Source organism: Aminobacter sp. P9b (assembly GCF_045345995.1).
Lineage (GTDB): Bacteria > Pseudomonadota > Alphaproteobacteria > Rhizobiales > Rhizobiaceae > Aminobacter > Aminobacter niigataensis.
This window is the reverse complement of record NZ_CP150083.1, coordinates 149,076-166,686: the sequence shown is the minus strand read 5'-3', so window position 1 is coordinate 166,686 and position 17,611 is coordinate 149,076. Positions and strand designations below refer to the sequence as shown.

Sequence of the window (17,611 nt, the reverse complement as noted above, 5' to 3'; positions counted from 1 at the left end):
CCCCTGGGACCCTAGCCTCGCACGCAGCCGAAGCCCGGACCATTCCTAATCCATGTCATCTGGCGCGGAGACGGACGATGTCCTGCAAGCCAGTGCCATGAGCTGCGGTTTCACGCCGCCTGCCACCCTATACGCTCTTCTGCCCCTGCCCTTTTGTCAATAAGATAATTTACTTGAATTAATCTGTTGCCCGGGCCTACGCTTCCACGTTATCAATTTTGCGAAACAGGTCAGGATGAGCGAAATGGCGTTTCAGCCAGGCAGCACACATCAGGTCACTTTGGGCAAGAATCCCGAGCGGAGCCGCGATCACAATCGCCGCGTCGTGCTCGACGTCGTCCGTCGTCACGGCTCGCTGGGACGCATGCACATCGCCCGGCTGACGCATCTGACGGCGCAGGCGATCGCCAACATCGTCGACGAACTGGTCGGCGAAAACCTGTTGATGGAGACGGGCCGCCTGCGGTCCGGCCGCGGCCAGCCGCCGATACAGTTTGCCGTCAATCCCGACGGTGCCATGACCATGGGCATCGAGATGGCCGCGGACCACATGGTGTCGACCGTGCTCGATCTCTCGGGCCAGCCGCGGTCCAAGCGCATCATGCCCGTCCGCGACACCAGCCCGAAGCAGGTCATTGCGCATATACGTGCCGAGCTCGAGGCGGTTCGTGCTGCGTTCAAGTCGCCGCTGCTTGGCATCGGCGTCGTCATGCCCGGTCCGTTCGAGATCGAAGGCATGACTTCGGTCGGCCCGACGACCTTGCCAGGCTGGGCCAACATCGATGCCGCGAACCTGCTCACCGAAGCCTGCGGCGAGCCGGTGACCGTCGAGAACGATGCCAACGCCGCGGCCGTCGGCGAGCGGCTGTTCGGTGCCGGGCACTCGATTTCCGGTTTCGGCATGATCTACTTCGGTGCCGGCCTCGGCCTTGGCATGGTTCACGACGGAGCGCCCTTCCGGGGCGCCTTCGGCAATGCGGGCGAAATCGGCCATGTCGTGGTTGCACCCGGCGGCAGGGCCTGCCCGTGCGGCCAGCATGGCTGCCTGGAGCGCTATGCCTCCGTCCACGCACTGCGCGAGAAGCTGTGCGACGCGGGTATCGCCGACTGCGATTTCACCGATCTCGCCGGGCTTCACGCCGAGCGCCATCCGGTGCTGATGGAATGGCTGGACGAGGCGGCGACGTACCTCGCCCCGATGATCGCCATGATCGAAAATATCCTCGACCCCGAAACGGTGATCCTCGGCGGCATGCTGCCCGACGCGATCATCGACGAGCTCATCGCGCGGATGGGACAGCTGCCCATCTCGGTTGCGAGCCGCAGCAGGCGGGTCCTGCCCCGCGTCATGCGCGGCCAGACCGGGCAATACACGGCGGCACTGGGGGCGGCCGCCCTGCCGCTGTTCGAGGTGGTCACGCCAAAGCTGGAAACAGCCGCCACGCGGCCCACCGAATAGCCTAGCCTACTGAAATACCGGAGGACCTGAATGCTGAGCGCCCGCGAACGTATCGAGAGACAGAAATCCAGCCCGTCGCTGGTCAGGCTTCACCGCGCGCTCAGCCGCCTGAATTCCACCGTCACCATGATGAACACCGGCGCGCATCCCGACGACGAGCAGAGCGGGCTGCTCGCCTGGCTCCGTCTCGGTCTCGGCATGCGCGTCATCGTCGCCTGCTCGACGCGCGGCGAAGGCGGCCAGAATTCGCTCGGGCCGGAGCGCCTGGGCGTGCTCGGCATGATGCGCACGCGCGAGATGGAAGAGGCCGCCCGCGCACTCGACGCCGACGTCGTCTGGCTCGGCCACGGTCCTGACGATGCCGTGCACGATTTCGGCTTTTCCAAGGACGGCGACCAGACCTTTGCCCGCTGGGGCGAGATGCGAACCGTCGAGCGGCTGGTGCGGGCCTACCGCAGCGAGCGGCCCGACATCGTCATCCCGACATTCCTCGACGTTCCCGGCCAGCACGGCCACCACCGCGCCATGACGCGCGCCGCCGAAACCGCGATCAGGCTCGCGGCTGACCCGAAAGCGTTTCCGGAGCATTTTGCCGAAGGCATGAGCCCGTGGCAGGTAGCAAAATATTACCTGCCGGCCTGGTCTGGCGGTGGCGACACCTATGACGACGAAGTGCCGCCGCCCGATGCGACGGTCATCGTCGACGCACCAGGCCGCGAACCGGCGACGGGCGCCGAATACGACCGCATCGGCGAATGGTCGCGTTATTATCACGCGTCCCAGGGCATGGGCCATTGGCCCGACCGCGCCGACACACGCTGGCCGCTGCATCTGCTGCTGGCAAGCGACGGGGCCAGGGCCGAGGCTTCGGTGCTCGACGGCCTGCCGGCGACGCTCGCCGACCTCGCGGCGTCCAGGGATCTCTCCTACGAAGCCGCGCAGGCATTGAAGGCGGCGGGTTCGGCAATCGAAAAGGCGATCTCCGCCTTCCCCAATGCCGATGCTATCATTGCGGCCCTCACCGATGCTGTACACCAGCTCGAGGCTGCGCGGGCGGCCGCTTCGCCCGCTTTCCTCGAGCTCCATCGTCACCGTCTCGACCGCAAGGCGCGAGAGATCGATGCCGCGCTGATCGAGGCCGCCGGCATCTTCGACCGTGCCGTGCTTGCGCCGTCGAGCCTTTCTCCGGCTGAAACCGGTACGCTGACCATCGACCTCGCGCCAGGCAGCGACGGCCGCTCCGTCAGCATCCAGCCGGTATTGCCCGGCGCCGTCACGGCCAAGCCCGTCGCCGGCACCGGCAACCGACGCAGCTTCGAGGTTTCCGCTGCCGCCGACGCCGCCTATTCCAAACTCTATCCGGTGGGCTGGTCGGCGCTCGGTGGCAATGGCGAGGCGCATGTCGTCGTCTCGGCCAGCTTCGGCGGCCACACCGCCCGTGCCACCTTCGATCTCGAAGAGCCGTTTGTCGTGCTGCCGGCGAGTTCTGTTGCCATGGACCCCGAAGCCATCATCGCACCGCTCGATGGGACACGGCGCGAATGGCCGGTCTCTCCAACCGTCGCCGGCAAGGACACGCCCGTGTCCCTCACCATGGAGGGCGGCTGGTCGCTGGCGCAGGGTGGCCAGGCCGTCCGCGCGCCCGACAAGCTGGTGGCCGGGCTCAGCACGATCACGCCGCTCGTCGGCGGCAGGCCGGCACTCCGGTTGACCCCGATCGTCTACCCGCATATCGGCCGCGTCACCCATCGCCAGCCGGAGGCGCTGCGCATCCTGGCCCTCGACCTCAAGCTGCCGCAAGGCGCGCGCGTCGCCTATGTCGGCGCCGGCGCCGATCGCGTCGGCCTGTGGCTTGCCCGCATGGGGCTTGATGTCACCGAACTCGACGCCAAGGCGCTCGCCGGCGACCTGTCGCAATACACCACCGTCGTCGTCGGTATTTTTGCCTTCGGCTTCCGCAAGGATCTGGCCGCTGCAACCGAGAAGCTGCACCGCTTCGTCGAAGCCGGCGGCCATCTTGTCACCCTCTACCACCGCCCGATCGACGGTTGGGATCCACTAGCGACGCCGCCGAGGAAACTCGAGGTCGGCTCGCCGTCTTTACGCTGGCGCGTAACGGATCCTGATGCCGAGGTTACGGTGCTGGTGCCGGACCATGTCCTGCTTAACGGGCCGAACCTCATCGGCCCGCAGGACTGGTCCGGTTGGAACAAGGAGCGCGGCCTCTATTTCGTCTCCCGCTGGGACGAGGCATATCAGCCGCTGCTTTCGATGCACGACGTCAACGAGCAGCCGCTGATGGGCGCGCTGGTCTCGGCGCCGATAGGCAAGGGCCGCCACACCCATACCAGTCTCGTCCTGCATCATCAGATGGACAAGCTGGTGCCAGGTGCGTTCAGGCTAATGGCAAATCTTGTCCAGCCAGCCTGACGCGGACGTGCCGCCCCAGGCGGGGGAGGAGCGGCACAAGGCCAACCGCGAGGGCATCGTCTGGGTGCTCGCCGACATGCTGCTGGTTGCCGGCGGCATGACGGCGCTCGTCAAGGCGCAGGGGCTCATCTACCCGGCTTTCCAGCTCGTCTTCATCCGGGCGATGATCGGCCTGCTTTTCATCCTGCCGCTGATCTGGCGGCACCGCCACCACATCCGCCACACCAGGCATCCGTGGCAGAACATCTCGCGCGTCAGCTGCAACGCCATTGCGCTGACCAGCCAATTCATGGCCTACACCCTGCTGCCGCTGGCGGTGGTCAACGCGCTGAGCTTTTCGCGGCCGCTGATCACCATGGCCATGGCGGTCGCATTTCTGGGCGAGACTGTGTCGCGATTGCGCTGGGTCGGCGCCACTTTCGCCTTTGCCGGTGTGCTGGTCATGCTGGCGCCCGGTGGCGTTGAATGGAACCTCGGTTTGCTCGCGGTGTTCGGCACCGTGGTGTTCGGCTCGCTGGCGATCATCCAGACGCGCGCTTTGCGCGACGAAAACACCACCGTGATGATGGTGTTCTATACGGTCGGCCTCGCCGTCATCACCGCCGTGCCCGCCATCTTCGTCTGGCAGCCGGTCGAGACGATTGACTGGGTTCCCCTGCTCGGCATCGGCCTTCTGGCCCAGGCCGGGCAATATTGCTTCCTGCGCGCCTATCGCCTCGCCGAGGCCAGCGTGCTCGCGCCGATCGGTTATCTTTCCATCGTGGTGACGGCCGCCGCCGGCTACATCTTCTTCGGCGAAATACCGGACACGCGCATCGTCATCGGCGCGGCAGTAGTCCTTGCAGCGCTGCAGGCCACAGCCTATCTCGAACGACGTAACAACAGACCCAAAGGCTGAGGCGCGTCATGCCAGCATGCGCTTCACGCGTGCCGCGGTTCGCGCCACACCCTCGACGATGCGGCTGCGCGGGATCGACGAATAGCCCATGCGGAAGAAACGGCAGGGCCCATCGTCGGCAGGGAAGAACGGCGAGCCGGATTCGATCAGCACGCCATCCTGCCTGAGTTCGTTCATCAAAAGGTCGGCGTCCAATCCCTCAGGCCCTTCTATCCAGAACGACGTGCCGCCGAAGGCCGATGAGCCGGCGATGATGAAGCCCTTGCGCTGCAAGGCTTCGGCCATGACGATGTGGCGCTTGTGGTATTCGGCGCGCATGCGGTGCAGCACGGCGTCATGATGGCCGAGCGCCAGGAAATAGGCAGCCGTGCGCTGCAGGTGCCCGGGCGGATGGCGCAGCATCAGCGCCCTCAGCGCGCGCGCCTCGCGGATGACGGGCGCCGGGGCGACGAGATAGCCCAGCCGCAGCCCGGGAAACAGCGACTTGGAAAAGCTGCCGATGTAGAAGACCCGGCCGTTGCGGTCGAACGACTTCAGCGCCGGTGACGGCGGCGCCAGGAAGCTCATCTCGAACTCGTAATCGTCCTCGACGATGATGAAGTCCTCAGAAGCGGCGGCGGCCAGCAGAGCCGCGCGGCGCTCGACGGGCATGGTGGCGCCGGTCGGCGAATGGTGGCTGGGCGTAACAAATACCGCGTCGACATGCGACGGCAGCGCCGCCGGCGGCAGGCCCTCTTTGTCGACGTCGATGGCCGACACCTCGGCACCGCTCAGCCGAAGCGATGCGCTCATGTCCGGGTGGCACGGGTTCTCGCACACCGCATGCGCGCCCGGCCGGAGCAGAAGCTGGGTGACGATCCAGAGCGCGTTCTGCGCACCCACAGTCACGAGGATCTCGTCCGGGGTGGCGCGGATGCCCCGGCTCGGCAGTGTCCGCGAGCAGATGTAGTTGACCAGTTGCACATCGTCGGCGGCAGCAAAATCGCCTGCCATGAGCTCGAAGTCCTCGCGTGCCAGTGCGCGCCGGGCGCAGTCGCGCCAACCGCCGAGATCGAACAGCGAAGGGTCCATCTGGCCGTACAGGAACGGATAGGGATAGCGCCGCCAGTCGAGCGGCTTGCGCATCTGCTTGGCGACGATGAAGCTTTTGCGTAGTTTCGCCGACCAATCGATCTCGTCAGCGCCGGCATCGGATGTTGCCGCTTCCAGTCCGCTTGTCGGCGGATTGCCGGCAACACGATACGAGCTTCGGCTGGCCGTTTCGACATAACCCTGCGAGGCCAATTCCTGGTAAGCCAGGGTCACGGTGATGCGCGAGATGTTGAGATAGTCGGCCAGCTTGCGCGTCGAGGGCAGTTGCGCGCCCGGCTGCAGCCGGCCCGACAGCACCGCCGAGACCACGGTCTCGCGGATTTGCGCCTGCAGCCCGATCCGGCTGGCGCGGTCGAGGAAGAAGATCGTTTCCGAGACGGTCGCGTGCGCCATTGGCCTTGCCCGTGCATTCATCTGGAATCATTCAACTTCCAATCTGGATATAAGGCAATTGGTGTGTTCCATTTAACCCTATGGCCAGAACCAAGACCGGCATCAAAGCCGGCAAGTTCCCGGACAACCGGTAGCTAACAAAACAAAGAGGGTAACGATGATACACTTTAAGCATTTCAAGTATTTGGCCAGCGCCGCAACCGTAGCGGCCGGCGTCTTCACGTCCTGCCTTGCCTACGCCGAGACGACGGTCGTCGTCGGCTACCAGCAGATCGTCGGTCCATTCGTGACCGCGATCGCCGACGGCCGCTTCGACGCAGCCGCCAAGGAGGCCGGCTACACCATCGACTGGCGCCAGTTCAGCTCGGGCGGCGACATCTCGACCGCGCTTGCCTCAGGCAACGTGCCGATCGGCGTCATCGGCTCTACCGGCACCACCGCCGCCGCCACCCGCGGCGTCGAGCTCGAACTGTTCTGGATCCTCGACAACATCGGCAAGTCGGAAGCGCTCGTCGTCCGCACCGGCTCGGGCATCGAGAAGCCGGAAGACCTCAAGGGCAAGAATGTCGGCGTACCGTTCGTATCGACCTCTCACTTCCACCTCCTGGTTGGTCTCGAACAGGTCTGGAAAGTGGACCCGCGCGAGGTCAACATCCTCAACATGAAGCCGCCGCAGATCATCGCCGCCTGGCAACGTGGCGACATCGACGCCGCCTATGTCTGGCCGCCGGCATTGTCTGAGCTGCTCAAGAACGGCAAGGTGATCTCGGATTCCGAAGTCATCGGTGCCGCATCGGTGCCGACCTTCGATGGTCTCGTCGCCGACAAGAAGTGGGCTGCGGAAAACCCGAAGTTCATGACCGCCTTCACCAAGGTGCTGGCCGAAGCCTACGCAGACTACAACAAGAACAAGGCGGCCTGGACGGCTGACTCGCCGCAGGTCCAGGGTATCGTCAAGCTGATCGGCGGCGACGGTGCGGGCGCGGTCGAAGCGCTGAACCTGCTGTCGTTCCCGAATGCCGACGAACAAGCCTCGGATACCTGGCTGGGTGGTGGTGCGGTGCGCGCGCTCAACGAAAGCGCCAAGTTCCTCGTCGCCCAGAAGCAGATCGACAACGCGCTCGACGACTACGCGCCGTTCGTCAACAGCAGCTATGCCAAGGAGGCATCCAAGTAGCATCAGGCGATGCCGCCGGCCGGATCACTGCGCCGGCGGCACCCACTCCACCACACCACTGCATTTTCTTCGAAAGGCTCGGCGCGATGGAAACCCTCAATGTCAGCAATGTCAGCCTGACCTATCCAGGCCTCTACACCGACCAGGCGGTCATTGCGCTCAAGGGCGTGAACCTCGAGGTCAAAAGCGGCGATTTTGTCGTAGCGCTCGGCGCCTCGGGCTGCGGCAAGACCACGCTGCTCAACCTGATGGCCGGCTTCATGACGCCAACCGACGGCGACATCACGCTCGGCGGACGGCAGGTCGTCGGCCCCGGTGCCGATCGCGGCGTCGTCTTCCAGAAGCACGCGCTGCTGCCCTGGCTCAATGTCATCGACAACACCGAATTCGGGCTCAAGCTGCGCGGCGTCGACAAGGCGACCCGGCGCGAGCTCGCCACCAAGAACCTCGCCCTGGTCGGCCTGCAGGATTTCCACCGCCACATGATCTACCACCTCTCGGGCGGCATGCAGCAGCGCGTCGGCATTGCCCGTGCACTGACCTGCGACCCGGCGATGCTTTTGATGGACGAGCCGATGGCGGCGCTCGACGCGCTGACCCGTGAAACCATCCAGGAGCTGCTGCTCAAGGTCTGGCAGCTCACCAACAAGATGTTCTTCTTCATCACCCACAGCGTCGAAGAGGCGCTGTTCCTCGGCTCCCGGCTGATCGTCATGTCGCCGCGTCCGGGCCGCATCACCCACACCTACGAGCTCGATTTCAATCGGCGCTTCCTCGAGGAGGGCAACGCACGTGCAATCAAATCCAGCCGCGATTTCATCGACATGCGCGAGCAAATCCTCGGCATCATCTATGGCGACGAGCGTCAGTCCGGCAACCCGGAACTCCTCCATGCTTGAGCGCCTCTCCCGAGCCAAGTCCGTTCGCCCCGGCAAGATCTACGGCGCCCCCGGCGACGGCATGAGCGGCCATATCAGCCTGATCACGGCGCTGGTGCTGTTCGGCGCCTGGCTGCTGATCACCGAAATGGGCTGGGTCAAGCCGCTGTTCCTGCCCTCGCCGCTCGCCGTCTGGGATAAGTTCGTCATCGCCATGACCGAGGGCGTCTCCAATTCGACGCTCATCCAGCATACGCTGGCGAGCCTTGGCCGCGTGCTTGGAGCCTTCTTCCTGGCGCTGATTACCGCCGTGCCAATCGGTATCCTGATGGGCGTCAACCGCACCGTGCGCGGCCTGTTCGACCCGATCATCGAATTCTACCGGCCGCTGCCACCGCTCGCCTACCTGCCGCTGATCATCATCTGGCTCGGCATCGGCGAGTTCCCCAAGGTGTTCCTGATCTATCTCGCCATCTTCGCGCCGATGGCCATCGCCGCCCGCGCCGGCGTGCGCTCGGTGTCGACCGAACAGATCCACGCCGCCTACGCCATGGGCGCCACCCGCGCCCAGGTCATTTCCCAAGTGATCCTCAAGGCTGCCCTGCCTGAGATCTTTACCGGCATGCGCATCGGCATCGGGGTTGGCTGGACGACGCTCGTCGCGGCCGAAATGGTCGCCGCCCACCGCGGTCTTGGCTTCATGGTGCTGAACGCGGCGGAATATCTCGCCAGTGATACGGTCATCATGGGCATCATCGTGATCGGCATCTTCGCCTTCGCCTTCGACCTGATGCTCCGTTACCTGGAAAAGGCACTGATCCCCTGGAAGGGCAAGATCTGATGGCAAGGCCCGCGCACCCGGCAAATTCGCCGCCCGGCTGATCCCGGCCCAGCAACGACCAACAGACAGAACCAGTTTGCCGGCTTGCCCGGCCACGGCGAAGCCATGCCCAACGGCACCGCCAGAGACGAGGACCACGAAATGACGATCACCGCCGACGACCTTGCCAGCCTGTTCGACGCCTTCAACCGGCACGACATCGATGGCGTCATGCGTTTCTTCGCCGAGGATTGCGTCTTCAACGGCGTCGCCGGGCCGGAAGTCCATGGCACCCGCTTCGAGGGGTCCGAGGCGATTGCCTCTGCCTTCAGCGGCGTGTGGAAGACGATGCCCGACGCGCACTGGGCCCATCACGGCCACTTCGTCCACGGCGATCGTGCCGTGTCCGAATGGACCTTCTCAGGCACCAATGGCGACGGCAGCCGCGTCGAGGCGGAAGGCTGCGATCTGTTCACGCTCAGCGGCGGCAAGATCGTGCGCAAGCAGGCGTTCCGCAAGAACCGGCCGCTGCTTCCGGCGCAACGCTGAAGACGGCCAGGGAGGACGAGGAGATGCAACAACAGCTTGCCCGGCCGGTGGCTCAAAGGAAGCCTTTCGACCCGGCCTACGATCCCGTACGCGCGCCCAATCCCGGCGATGGCAAGGACTACGCGCCAACCTACTGGATCGCCACCGCCGGCCCGCAGCCGGAAGACGACGGTCCTGTCACCCAGGACATCGACGTCGATGTCGCCATCATCGGCTCTGGCTACACCGGCTTGTCCTGCGCCATTCATCTGGCCAAGGAGCACGGCATCAAGGCGACGGTGCTCGAAGCCAACGGCGTTGCCTGGGGCTGCAGCACGCGCAATGGCGGCCAGGCACAGATCTCCGCCGGGCGTCTCAAGCGTTCGCAGTGGATCGAGCGCTGGGGCGTCGACGTCGCCAAGAAGATGCATGTCGAGATCGCCGAAGCCTTCGACCTGTTCCGCGACCTGATCCGCTCGCCCGAGATCGACTGCGACCCTCAGGACGGCGGCCATCTCTACATCGCCCATCGCGACAAGGTGCTGCCGTCGCTGGAAAAGGAATCGCGGCTGCTGAACGAGGTCTTCGGCTATCCGACCCGCATGATCGGGCGCGAGGAGGTCCATAGCGATTTCGTCCGCGACGCCGAAGCCAAAGGCGCGATGTACGAGCCCGACGGCATGGGCATCCATGCTGCGAAGCTCGCCTTCGGTTATCTCAGGCTCGCCCGCAAGCTCGGCGCCAGGGTGCACACGTCGAGCCCCGTGCTCGGCAGCGAGCTCAAGGGCGGCGTCCACTATCTGCGCACCCCTGGCGGAACGGTCCGCGCCCGCGCCGTTTGCATCGCCACGGCTGGCTACACCTCGCCCGGCCTGCACGACCTGACGCGGCACAGGCTGATGCCGATCCTGTCCAATTCGATCGTCACCCGGCCGCTGACCGACAGCGAGCGCAAAACGCTGAACTTCCAGACCCGCATCCCGCTGACCGACACGCGCACGCTGCGCCACTATTATCGGATGTTGCCGGACGGCCGTATGCAGATCGGCAGCCGCAGCGCCATTACCGGCCGCGACGCGGTCAACCCAAAGCACCTCGACCGCCTGCTCGAAGGGCTCTACCGCAAGTTCCCGCTCCTGCGCGGCATCGAGGTCGACTACTCCTGGTGGGGCTGGGTCGATGTCAGCCACGACATGATGCCGCGCATCTTCCGGCCCGACCCCAAGCAACAGCTGTTCTACGCCATGGGTTATGGCGGCAACGGCGTCATGTATTCGGCCCAGGCCGGCCGCCGCATGGCCCAGATGGTCGCCGGCAAGGGCGGCGAACTCGACCTGCCGATCTTCACCTCGCCGCTGCCGAGCCACGGCCTGCTGACGCCGTTCAGGCGCCTCGGCCAGTGGGGAATGTACCGCTGGTATTACCTTAAAGACGAAATCCTCTAGCCCTCCCAGGCCGCCCCCACCTGCACTTGAAAGGAACAAAACCATGAAGATGACCACCGAAGAAGCATTCGTCAAAGTTCTCCAGATGCATGGCATCGAGCATGCGTTCGGCATCATCGGCTCGGCCATGATGCCGGTGTCGGACCTGTTCCCGAAGGCCGGCATCAAGTTCTGGGACTGCGCCCATGAGACCAACGCCGGCATGATGTGCGACGGCTTCAGCCGCGCCACCGGCACCATGGCGATGGCTATCGGCCAGAACGGTCCAGGCGTGACGGGTTTCATCACCGCCATGAAGACCGCCTACTGGAACCACACGCCGATGCTGATGGTGACGCCGCAGGCGTCGAACAAGACCATCGGCCAGGGCGGCTTCCAGGAGGTCGACCAGATGGCGATGTTCGAGGAAATGGTCTGCTACCAGGAAGAGGTGCGCGACCCCTCCCGCATTCCCGAGGTGCTGAACCGCGTCATCGAAAAAGCCTGGCGCGGCTGTGCGCCTGCGCAGATCAACATCCCACGCGACTACTGGACCCATGTCATCGACGTCGACCTGCCGAGCATCGTCCGGCTCGAGCGGCCTTCGGGCGGACAGCAGGCCATCGCCGAGGCGGCCCGGCTTCTGTCCGAGGCGAAGTTCCCGGTCATCCTCAACGGTGCCGGCGTCGTCATCGGCGAAGCCATCGCGGATTCGATGGCGCTGGCCGAACGGCTCGACGCACCCGTCTGCTGCGGTTACCAGCACAACGACGCCTTCCCCGGCAGCCATCGCCTCGCCGCCGGCCCGCTCGGCTACAACGGCTCGAAGGCGGCGATGGAACTGATCGCCAAGGCCGACGTGGTGCTGGCGCTCGGCACCCGCCTCAATCCGTTCTCAACGCTGCCGGGCTACGGCATCGACTACTGGCCGAAGAATGCCGCGATCATCCAGGTCGACATCAATGCCGACCGCATCGGCTTGACCAAGAAGGTGTCCGTCGGCATCTGCGGCGACGCCAAGCAGGTGGCGCGCCAGATCCTCGAACAGCTGAGCCCGTCCGCCGGCAATGCCGGTCGCGAGGAGCGCAAGGCGGCGATCCATCAGACCCGCTCGGCCTGGCTGCAGCAGCTGTCGTCGATGGACCACGAGGAAGACGACGTCGGCACCGAGTGGAACGCGACCGCGCGTCTCCGCGAAGCCGACCGTATGTCGCCGCGCCAGGCTTGGCGGGCGATCCAGGCGGCGCTGCCGAAGGAGGCGATCATCTCCACTGACATCGGCAACAACTGCGCCATCGGCAACGCCTATCCGAGCTTCGAGCAGGGCCGGAAGTACCTGGCGCCCGGCATGTTCGGCCCCTGCGGCTATGGCTTCCCGTCGATCGTTGGCGCCAAGATCGGCCGACCCGACGTTCCGGTCGTCGGCTTCGCCGGCGACGGTGCCTTCGGCATCTCGATGAACGAGATGGGCGCCATCGGCCGCGAGGGCTGGCCGGCGATCACCATGGTGATCTTCCGCAACTACCAATGGGGTGCCGAAAAGCGCAACACGACGCTCTGGTACGACAACAACTTCGTCGGCACCGAGCTCAACCCCAACCTCAGCTACGCCAAGATCGCCGATGGCTGCGGGCTGAAGGGCGTCGTCGCCGACACACCGGCGGCGCTGACGGCGGCCCTTCACAAGGCAATCGACGACCAGGCCAAGGGCGTCACCACCTTCGTCGAGGTCATCCTCAACCAGGAACTCGGCGAGCCGTTCCGCCGCGACGCGATGAAGAAGCCGGTGCCGGTTGCCGGCATCGAGCGCTCCGACATGCGCCAGCAGAAGCTCGCCTGACCTGCCGACAACCCACGCCTGCCCGGTCCGCCGGGCGGGCGAGGACTACAGCACCGTGACGGGGAATGATTTGATGAACACCGCCGCCGCAACCCAACGCTTCAATGGCCTGCCTTCGGTGGTACAGACCTATTGGCCCGGCCTCGCGGTCACCGGTGCCGTGGCGATTGCCGCGCAGTTCCTCTCCGACCACTATGGCGCGCCGGCCATGTTGATGGCGCTGCTGCTCGGCATCGCCTTCCACTTCCTGTCCGAGGAAGGACGTTGCGTCGCCGGCATCGACTTCTGCGCCAAGAAGGTGTTGCGCATCGGCGTCGCCCTGCTCGGCATGCGCATCAGCGTCGACCTGCTCGTCGGCCTCGGCGCCAGTACCATACTGCTGCTGGTCGCCGCCATCGCCGCGACCATCGTCTTCGGCCTCATCGCTGCCAAGCTGCTCGGCCGCGGCTGGCGCCTCGCCCTCATCACCAGCGGTTCGGTCGCCATCTGCGGCGCGTCGGCCGCCATGGCGATTGCCGCCGTGCTGCCGAAGAATGAATTCTCCGAGCGCAACCTGATCTTCACCGTGCTGTCGGTGACGGTGCTGTCGACGCTGGCCATGATCGCCTATCCGATCATCGCCCAGACGATGGGGCTCGACGCCCGCGCCACCGGCATCTTTTTCGGCGGCACCATCCACGACGTCGCCCAGGTCGTCGGTGCGGGTTTCTCCGTCTCCCCCGAGGCCGGCGAGACGGCGACGCTGGTCAAGCTGATCCGGGTGACCATGCTGGCGCCTGTGGTGCTCATCTTCTCCATCGCCACGCGCAATGTCGCCCAGCCGGCCGGCGAGACCGGCAAGCGCCCGCCGCTGCTGCCCGGCTTCGTCATTGCCTTTCTCATCCTCGCGGCAGCCAACTCATTCGGCCTCGTTCCCGAAGCCGTCTCGAAAGCCGGCATGGAAGCATCCCGCTGGGCGCTGCTCGCCGGCATCGTCGCCGTCGGCATGAAGACTGCGCTGCGCCGCGTGCTCGACGTCGGCGGCGATGCGGTCGCGCTGATCGTCGCCGAGACAATCTTCATTGGCCTCTTCATCCTCGCCGGCATCTACTATCTGGGGCACGCCTGATGAAACCACTGGAACGCATAATCGAGACGGCGAAACAGGCACCCAGGCGCATCGTGCTCGCCGAGGGTGAGGACCCGCGCATCGTCGAGGCGGCGGTCCGGGCCAGGCGCGAAGGCATCGCCGAAATCACCCTGGTCGGCAATCGCGGCGTCATCGAGCGGCGGCTGGCCGACTTTGGTGCGGACCCGCAGGAATTCCGTATCGAGGACCCGCAAGCTTCGCCCCTCGCCTCCCGGCTCGCTGCTGCCTACCACGAGCTGCGCAAGGCCAAGGGCGTCGATGCCGCTGCGGCAGCGGAAGCCCTGCGTTCCCCCCTGATCTTTGCCGCCATGATGGTGCGCGAGGGCGAGGCCGACGGCACGGTCGGCGGGGCCGTTGCCACCACCGCCGATACCGTGCGGGCGGCGTTGCAGACCATCGGCCGGGCACCGGGCGTCGGCCTGGTGTCCAGCTTCTTCCTGATGATGCTGTGCCAGCCCCATCACGCAAAGAAGGGCGCCTTCGTCTTTGCCGATTGTGGCCTGGTCGTCGATCCCGATGCCGCCGGCCTCGCCGACATCGCGCGCATGTCCGCGCGCTCCTACCAAGCGCTGGCGGCTGGCGCTGCCAAGGTCGCCATGCTGTCGTTCTCGACCAATGGCAGCGCGGCACACGAGCGTGTGTCAAAGGTGGTCGAGGCAACGCGCCTGGCGCATGCCGCGGACCCCGAACTTCTCATCGATGGCGAACTGCAGTTCGACACCGCCTTCGTCGAAGCCGTCAGTGCTTCCAAGGCGCCGAACTCGGCGCTGCACGGCGAAGCCAACGTCTTCGTCTTCCCCAATCTCGACGCCGCCAATATCGGCTACAAGATCGCCCAGCGCATCGGCGGGGCCGACGCCATCGGTCCGATCCTGCAAGGGCTTGCCAAGCCGGCGAACGACCTGTCGCGCGGCTGCAGCGTCGACGACGCCTACCACATGATTGCCGTGACGGTGGTTCAGGCGAACCAGGGCTAGCTCAGCAACGACATCAAGTCGGCTTGAGCGCTCCTACAGCTCTTCCAGTGCGTCGCCGAAGCTCTCGATGCCCCTGAGGCGCGTCCGGCCGGCGGCGCCGGCGCGTTCGATGGCGCGGGTCGCCAGAAGATGGCAGATCGCCATCGCCGAAACGTGGTTGAACAGAGGTCCCGGCGCCAGCGTCTGGCAGCGGAAGTGCCACGCCGCGCTCTGCCTGTGGGGCACGCCCTCGTCGGTGATGTAGAGCAGCCTGGCTCCGCTTTTCTCGATGGCCGAGAGCACCATTTCCATGCGCGCGATACGGCGGCGCAGTCCGAACACGACCGCGACGTCGTCCTTGCCGACGCTGACCAGATGTTCGCCCAATGTCTGCCCGCCGCCCGGAATGGAAACGATGTTTTCCACCACCTGCGTCATCTGCCACTGGAAATAGTCGGCGAAGGGATGGCTGCTGCGGAAGCCGAGTACCCAGATCTTGCGGCTGGCCAGCATCGCCTCCACCGCGGCATCGATCTGGCTGTCGGTAATGGTGGCGAAGGTGCCTTCGATGTTGGCGATGCCCTGCGCCACATGGGCCGCCAGCGACTGGACCCCGGCGGTGTCGGTCGATGTTGTCAGGAACAGGCGCGAGCCGGTCTGCTTTTCCTCGCGGGCATGACGGCGGGCTTCCTCGTAGTTTTCATAGCCCAACCGCTTGACGAAACGCGACACGGTTGCGTTCGAGACATTGGCCAGGTTGGCGAGTTCCGACGCCGAGTAGCTGGCCAGCTCTCCCGGAAAGTCGCAGACGAAGTCGCCGAGCCGCCGCTCGGCCGGATGCAACTGGTCGAGTGCCTCCCGCACGCGGAAAAGAAAGGGCCGTTCCTTTGGGGTCATGCAGTCGTCCGCCACGCTTGTCGTCGTGCACATTTGCGCGCGATGCGCCCTCTCCGCAAGGGGCAGACATCGGGGAGTATCGCTTGGATCGTCCCAATCACGCAGGAATCACAACGACATAACCGCTGGCCGCGAGACATTGGGGCCCTCCATAAGATTCAGCTGTAAAAAGCCAATTTCATATGATACTTTCGTGAAAATCAGTTTTCACATCTGGTTCAGCCAAGGGAGGAGAAACCATGGCAGCGGAAAGTATGGTGCAATCCGGCAAGACATCGCCGGTCATTCGACAACTTGAGGGAGCGCTAAGCCGCATAGGTGTCACCGGCGCCCATAAGCAGATCATCGCGCTGGTGCTCATCGGCGTGCTGTTCGACGCCTTCGAGCAGAACACGATCGGCGTTTCAGGGCCGATGCTCAAGGCAAGCTGGGGGCTGACCGGCGCCGACATCGGCCTGCTCAACACCATCACCTTCGGCAGCGCGGCCATCGGGCGGCTCCTGTCGGGCATTCTCGGCGATCGCTATGGCCGCCGCGTGATGCTGACCTTCAATCTCCTGCTCTTCACCATCGGTTCGCTTGCCTGCGCACTGGCGCCGAACTTCGCCGCGCTCGCAATCGCGCGTGGTATCGTCGGCTTCGGCATCGGCGGCGAGATTTCGACCGCGGTGACCATGCTATCAGAGTTCTGCTCGCCCAAGTTCCGCGGCACGGCCGCGGGCCTGGTCAATGTCGGCGCCGGCGGCTTCGGCAACTTCCTGGCACCTGCCTTCGGCCTGTTGATCTTCACGATTTTCCCGGGCGAGGACGGCTGGCGCTGGCTGTTTGCCGCACTCGCGCTGCCCGCGCTGCTGGTGGTGTTCTACCGCCGCTTTGTGCCCGAGACGCCGCGCTTCCTTGCCTCGCAGGGCAGGATAGCGGAGGCCAACAAGGTGCTGTCGATCCTGGAATCGGGAACGCTGCGTCCGAAGAACCTTGTCGTGCGCGAGTACCTCAAGGACGACCAGGCACAGGAAGCCCCGGCCAAGGACAGCTGGAAAGAGCTGTTCCGCGCGCCCTACCTCGGCCGCACCATCCCGGTCGCCATTGCCATCCTGATGAGCTACGGCGCGCAGCTGTCGGTGCTGACGCTGATGCCAATCATCTTTGTGTCCATGGGCTACACGCTGCAGGGCAGCCTGCTTTATTCGATGATCATCCAGAGCGGCAGCGTGCTCGGCGCCATCGCTGCGTCGATGTTCGGCTACTACTTCCCGCGCAAGAAGGTACTGACTGTCGGCGCCATCTTCGCCTGCCTCGCGGCCGTGTCGATCGCCACGCTCGGCACCAACATCTACCTGGTGCTCATGTTCGGCGCGATCTTCCAGTTCTTCGTGCTGCTCTTGAACACCTCCATCTGGATCTATGCGCCTGAACTGTTCCCGACCCGCATCCGCGCCTTCGGCGTTGCCTTCATCCTGGCGACGGGATCGGCGGCGGGCTCCTTCGTGCCCACCATCTCGGGCGCGCTGTTCGACAACTACGGCATGATCGGCGTGTTCGGGCTGGCGGCAGCGATGTATGCGGTTTTCGCCGTCTGCATCCAGATGGGTCCCGAGACCTATGGCATGTCGATGGAAGATCTTACCCAGCCGGCGGAGGTCGAAACGCCCGAAGCGTCGACCTTGCAGGCACAAGCAAGAGCGTAAAC

General features: G+C 65.2%; 14 protein-coding genes. 12 read left to right on the top strand and 2 right to left on the bottom strand.

Going from position 1 to position 17,611, the window contains the following annotated elements; translation table 11 throughout:
- Positions 1 to 244: 244 nt before the first annotated feature.
- From WHT83_RS24925 to WHT83_RS24915, 3 genes are read left to right on the top strand one after another with little or no spacing between them, the layout of a single operon-like run.
- A complete protein-coding gene (locus WHT83_RS24925; protein ID WP_406874080.1) occupies positions 245 to 1,459 on the top strand; it encodes an ROK family protein in 1,215 nt (404 codons plus the stop codon).
- A gap of 30 nt (positions 1,460 to 1,489) precedes the next feature.
- Positions 1,490 to 3,889 carry a PIG-L deacetylase family protein gene (locus WHT83_RS24920; protein ID WP_341878587.1) on the top strand — a complete coding sequence of 800 codons (2,400 nt, stop codon included), beginning with the start codon at positions 1,490 to 1,492 and terminating at the stop codon, positions 3,887 to 3,889.
- The gene (locus WHT83_RS24915) at positions 3,873 to 4,787 is read left to right on the top strand and encodes a DMT family transporter (RefSeq protein ID WP_406874079.1); all 915 of its coding nucleotides are present in this window, start codon (positions 3,873 to 3,875) and stop codon (positions 4,785 to 4,787) included. Before WHT83_RS24920 ends, WHT83_RS24915 begins: the two co-directional genes overlap by 17 nt.
- 6 nt (positions 4,788 to 4,793) lie before the next feature.
- On the opposite strand, the gene WHT83_RS24910 is transcribed toward WHT83_RS24915, so the two are convergent.
- Positions 4,794 to 6,272: a PLP-dependent aminotransferase family protein gene (locus WHT83_RS24910; protein ID WP_341878586.1), complete on the bottom strand. Its 1,479-nt coding sequence runs from the start codon at positions 6,270 to 6,272 to the stop codon at positions 4,794 to 4,796.
- A 157-nt stretch (positions 6,273 to 6,429) separates the two neighbouring features.
- Between WHT83_RS24910 and tauA the strand changes: the two genes are divergently transcribed.
- The 8 genes from tauA (at position 6,430) to pta (ending at position 15,045) form a co-directional block, all read left to right on the top strand.
- Positions 6,430 to 7,449 (top strand): taurine ABC transporter substrate-binding protein, encoded by a 1,020-nt coding sequence (gene tauA, locus WHT83_RS24905; protein ID WP_183263880.1) that lies wholly within the window; start codon positions 6,430 to 6,432, stop codon positions 7,447 to 7,449.
- 86 nt (positions 7,450 to 7,535) lie between these two features.
- Positions 7,536 to 8,348: a taurine ABC transporter ATP-binding protein gene (locus WHT83_RS24900; protein ID WP_108610351.1), complete on the top strand. Its 813-nt coding sequence runs from the start codon at positions 7,536 to 7,538 to the stop codon at positions 8,346 to 8,348.
- Positions 8,341 to 9,168, top strand: coding sequence for an ABC transporter permease subunit (locus WHT83_RS24895; RefSeq protein WP_341878585.1), 828 nt, complete (start codon positions 8,341 to 8,343; stop codon positions 9,166 to 9,168). Before WHT83_RS24900 ends, WHT83_RS24895 begins: the two co-directional genes overlap by 8 nt.
- Before the next feature lie 147 nt (positions 9,169 to 9,315).
- On the top strand, positions 9,316 to 9,696 hold the full coding sequence (locus WHT83_RS24890) for a nuclear transport factor 2 family protein (protein WP_341878599.1): 381 nt from the start codon (positions 9,316 to 9,318) through the stop codon (positions 9,694 to 9,696).
- A 23-nt stretch (positions 9,697 to 9,719) separates the two neighbouring features.
- Positions 9,720 to 11,120 carry an FAD-dependent oxidoreductase gene (locus WHT83_RS24885; protein WP_341878584.1) on the top strand — a complete coding sequence of 467 codons (1,401 nt, stop codon included), beginning with the start codon at positions 9,720 to 9,722 and terminating at the stop codon, positions 11,118 to 11,120.
- 43 nt (positions 11,121 to 11,163) lie between these two features.
- Positions 11,164 to 12,939, top strand: a complete 1,776-nt coding sequence (gene xsc, locus WHT83_RS24880; RefSeq protein ID WP_108610354.1) for a sulfoacetaldehyde acetyltransferase — start codon at positions 11,164 to 11,166, stop codon at positions 12,937 to 12,939.
- Between the two features lie 73 nt (positions 12,940 to 13,012).
- Positions 13,013 to 14,047: a YeiH family protein gene (locus tag WHT83_RS24875; RefSeq protein WP_183263876.1), complete on the top strand. Its 1,035-nt coding sequence runs from the start codon at positions 13,013 to 13,015 to the stop codon at positions 14,045 to 14,047.
- Positions 14,047 to 15,045, top strand: coding sequence for a phosphate acetyltransferase (pta, locus tag WHT83_RS24870; protein ID WP_341878583.1), 999 nt, complete (start codon positions 14,047 to 14,049; stop codon positions 15,043 to 15,045). The genes WHT83_RS24875 and pta overlap by 1 nt, the downstream gene beginning before the upstream one ends.
- 33 nt (positions 15,046 to 15,078) lie before the next feature.
- Here pta and WHT83_RS24865 read toward each other — a convergent pair whose 3' ends face one another.
- Complete coding sequence (locus tag WHT83_RS24865; RefSeq protein WP_108610357.1) at positions 15,079 to 15,921, bottom strand: MurR/RpiR family transcriptional regulator; 843 nt, start codon at positions 15,919 to 15,921, stop codon at positions 15,079 to 15,081.
- Between the two features lie 239 nt (positions 15,922 to 16,160).
- Here WHT83_RS24865 and WHT83_RS24860 point away from each other — a divergent pair, with 239 nt between their 5' ends.
- Complete coding sequence (locus WHT83_RS24860; RefSeq protein WP_183263874.1) at positions 16,161 to 17,609, top strand: MFS transporter; 1,449 nt, start codon at positions 16,161 to 16,163, stop codon at positions 17,607 to 17,609.
- The last annotated feature ends 2 nt before the right edge of the window (positions 17,610 to 17,611 follow it).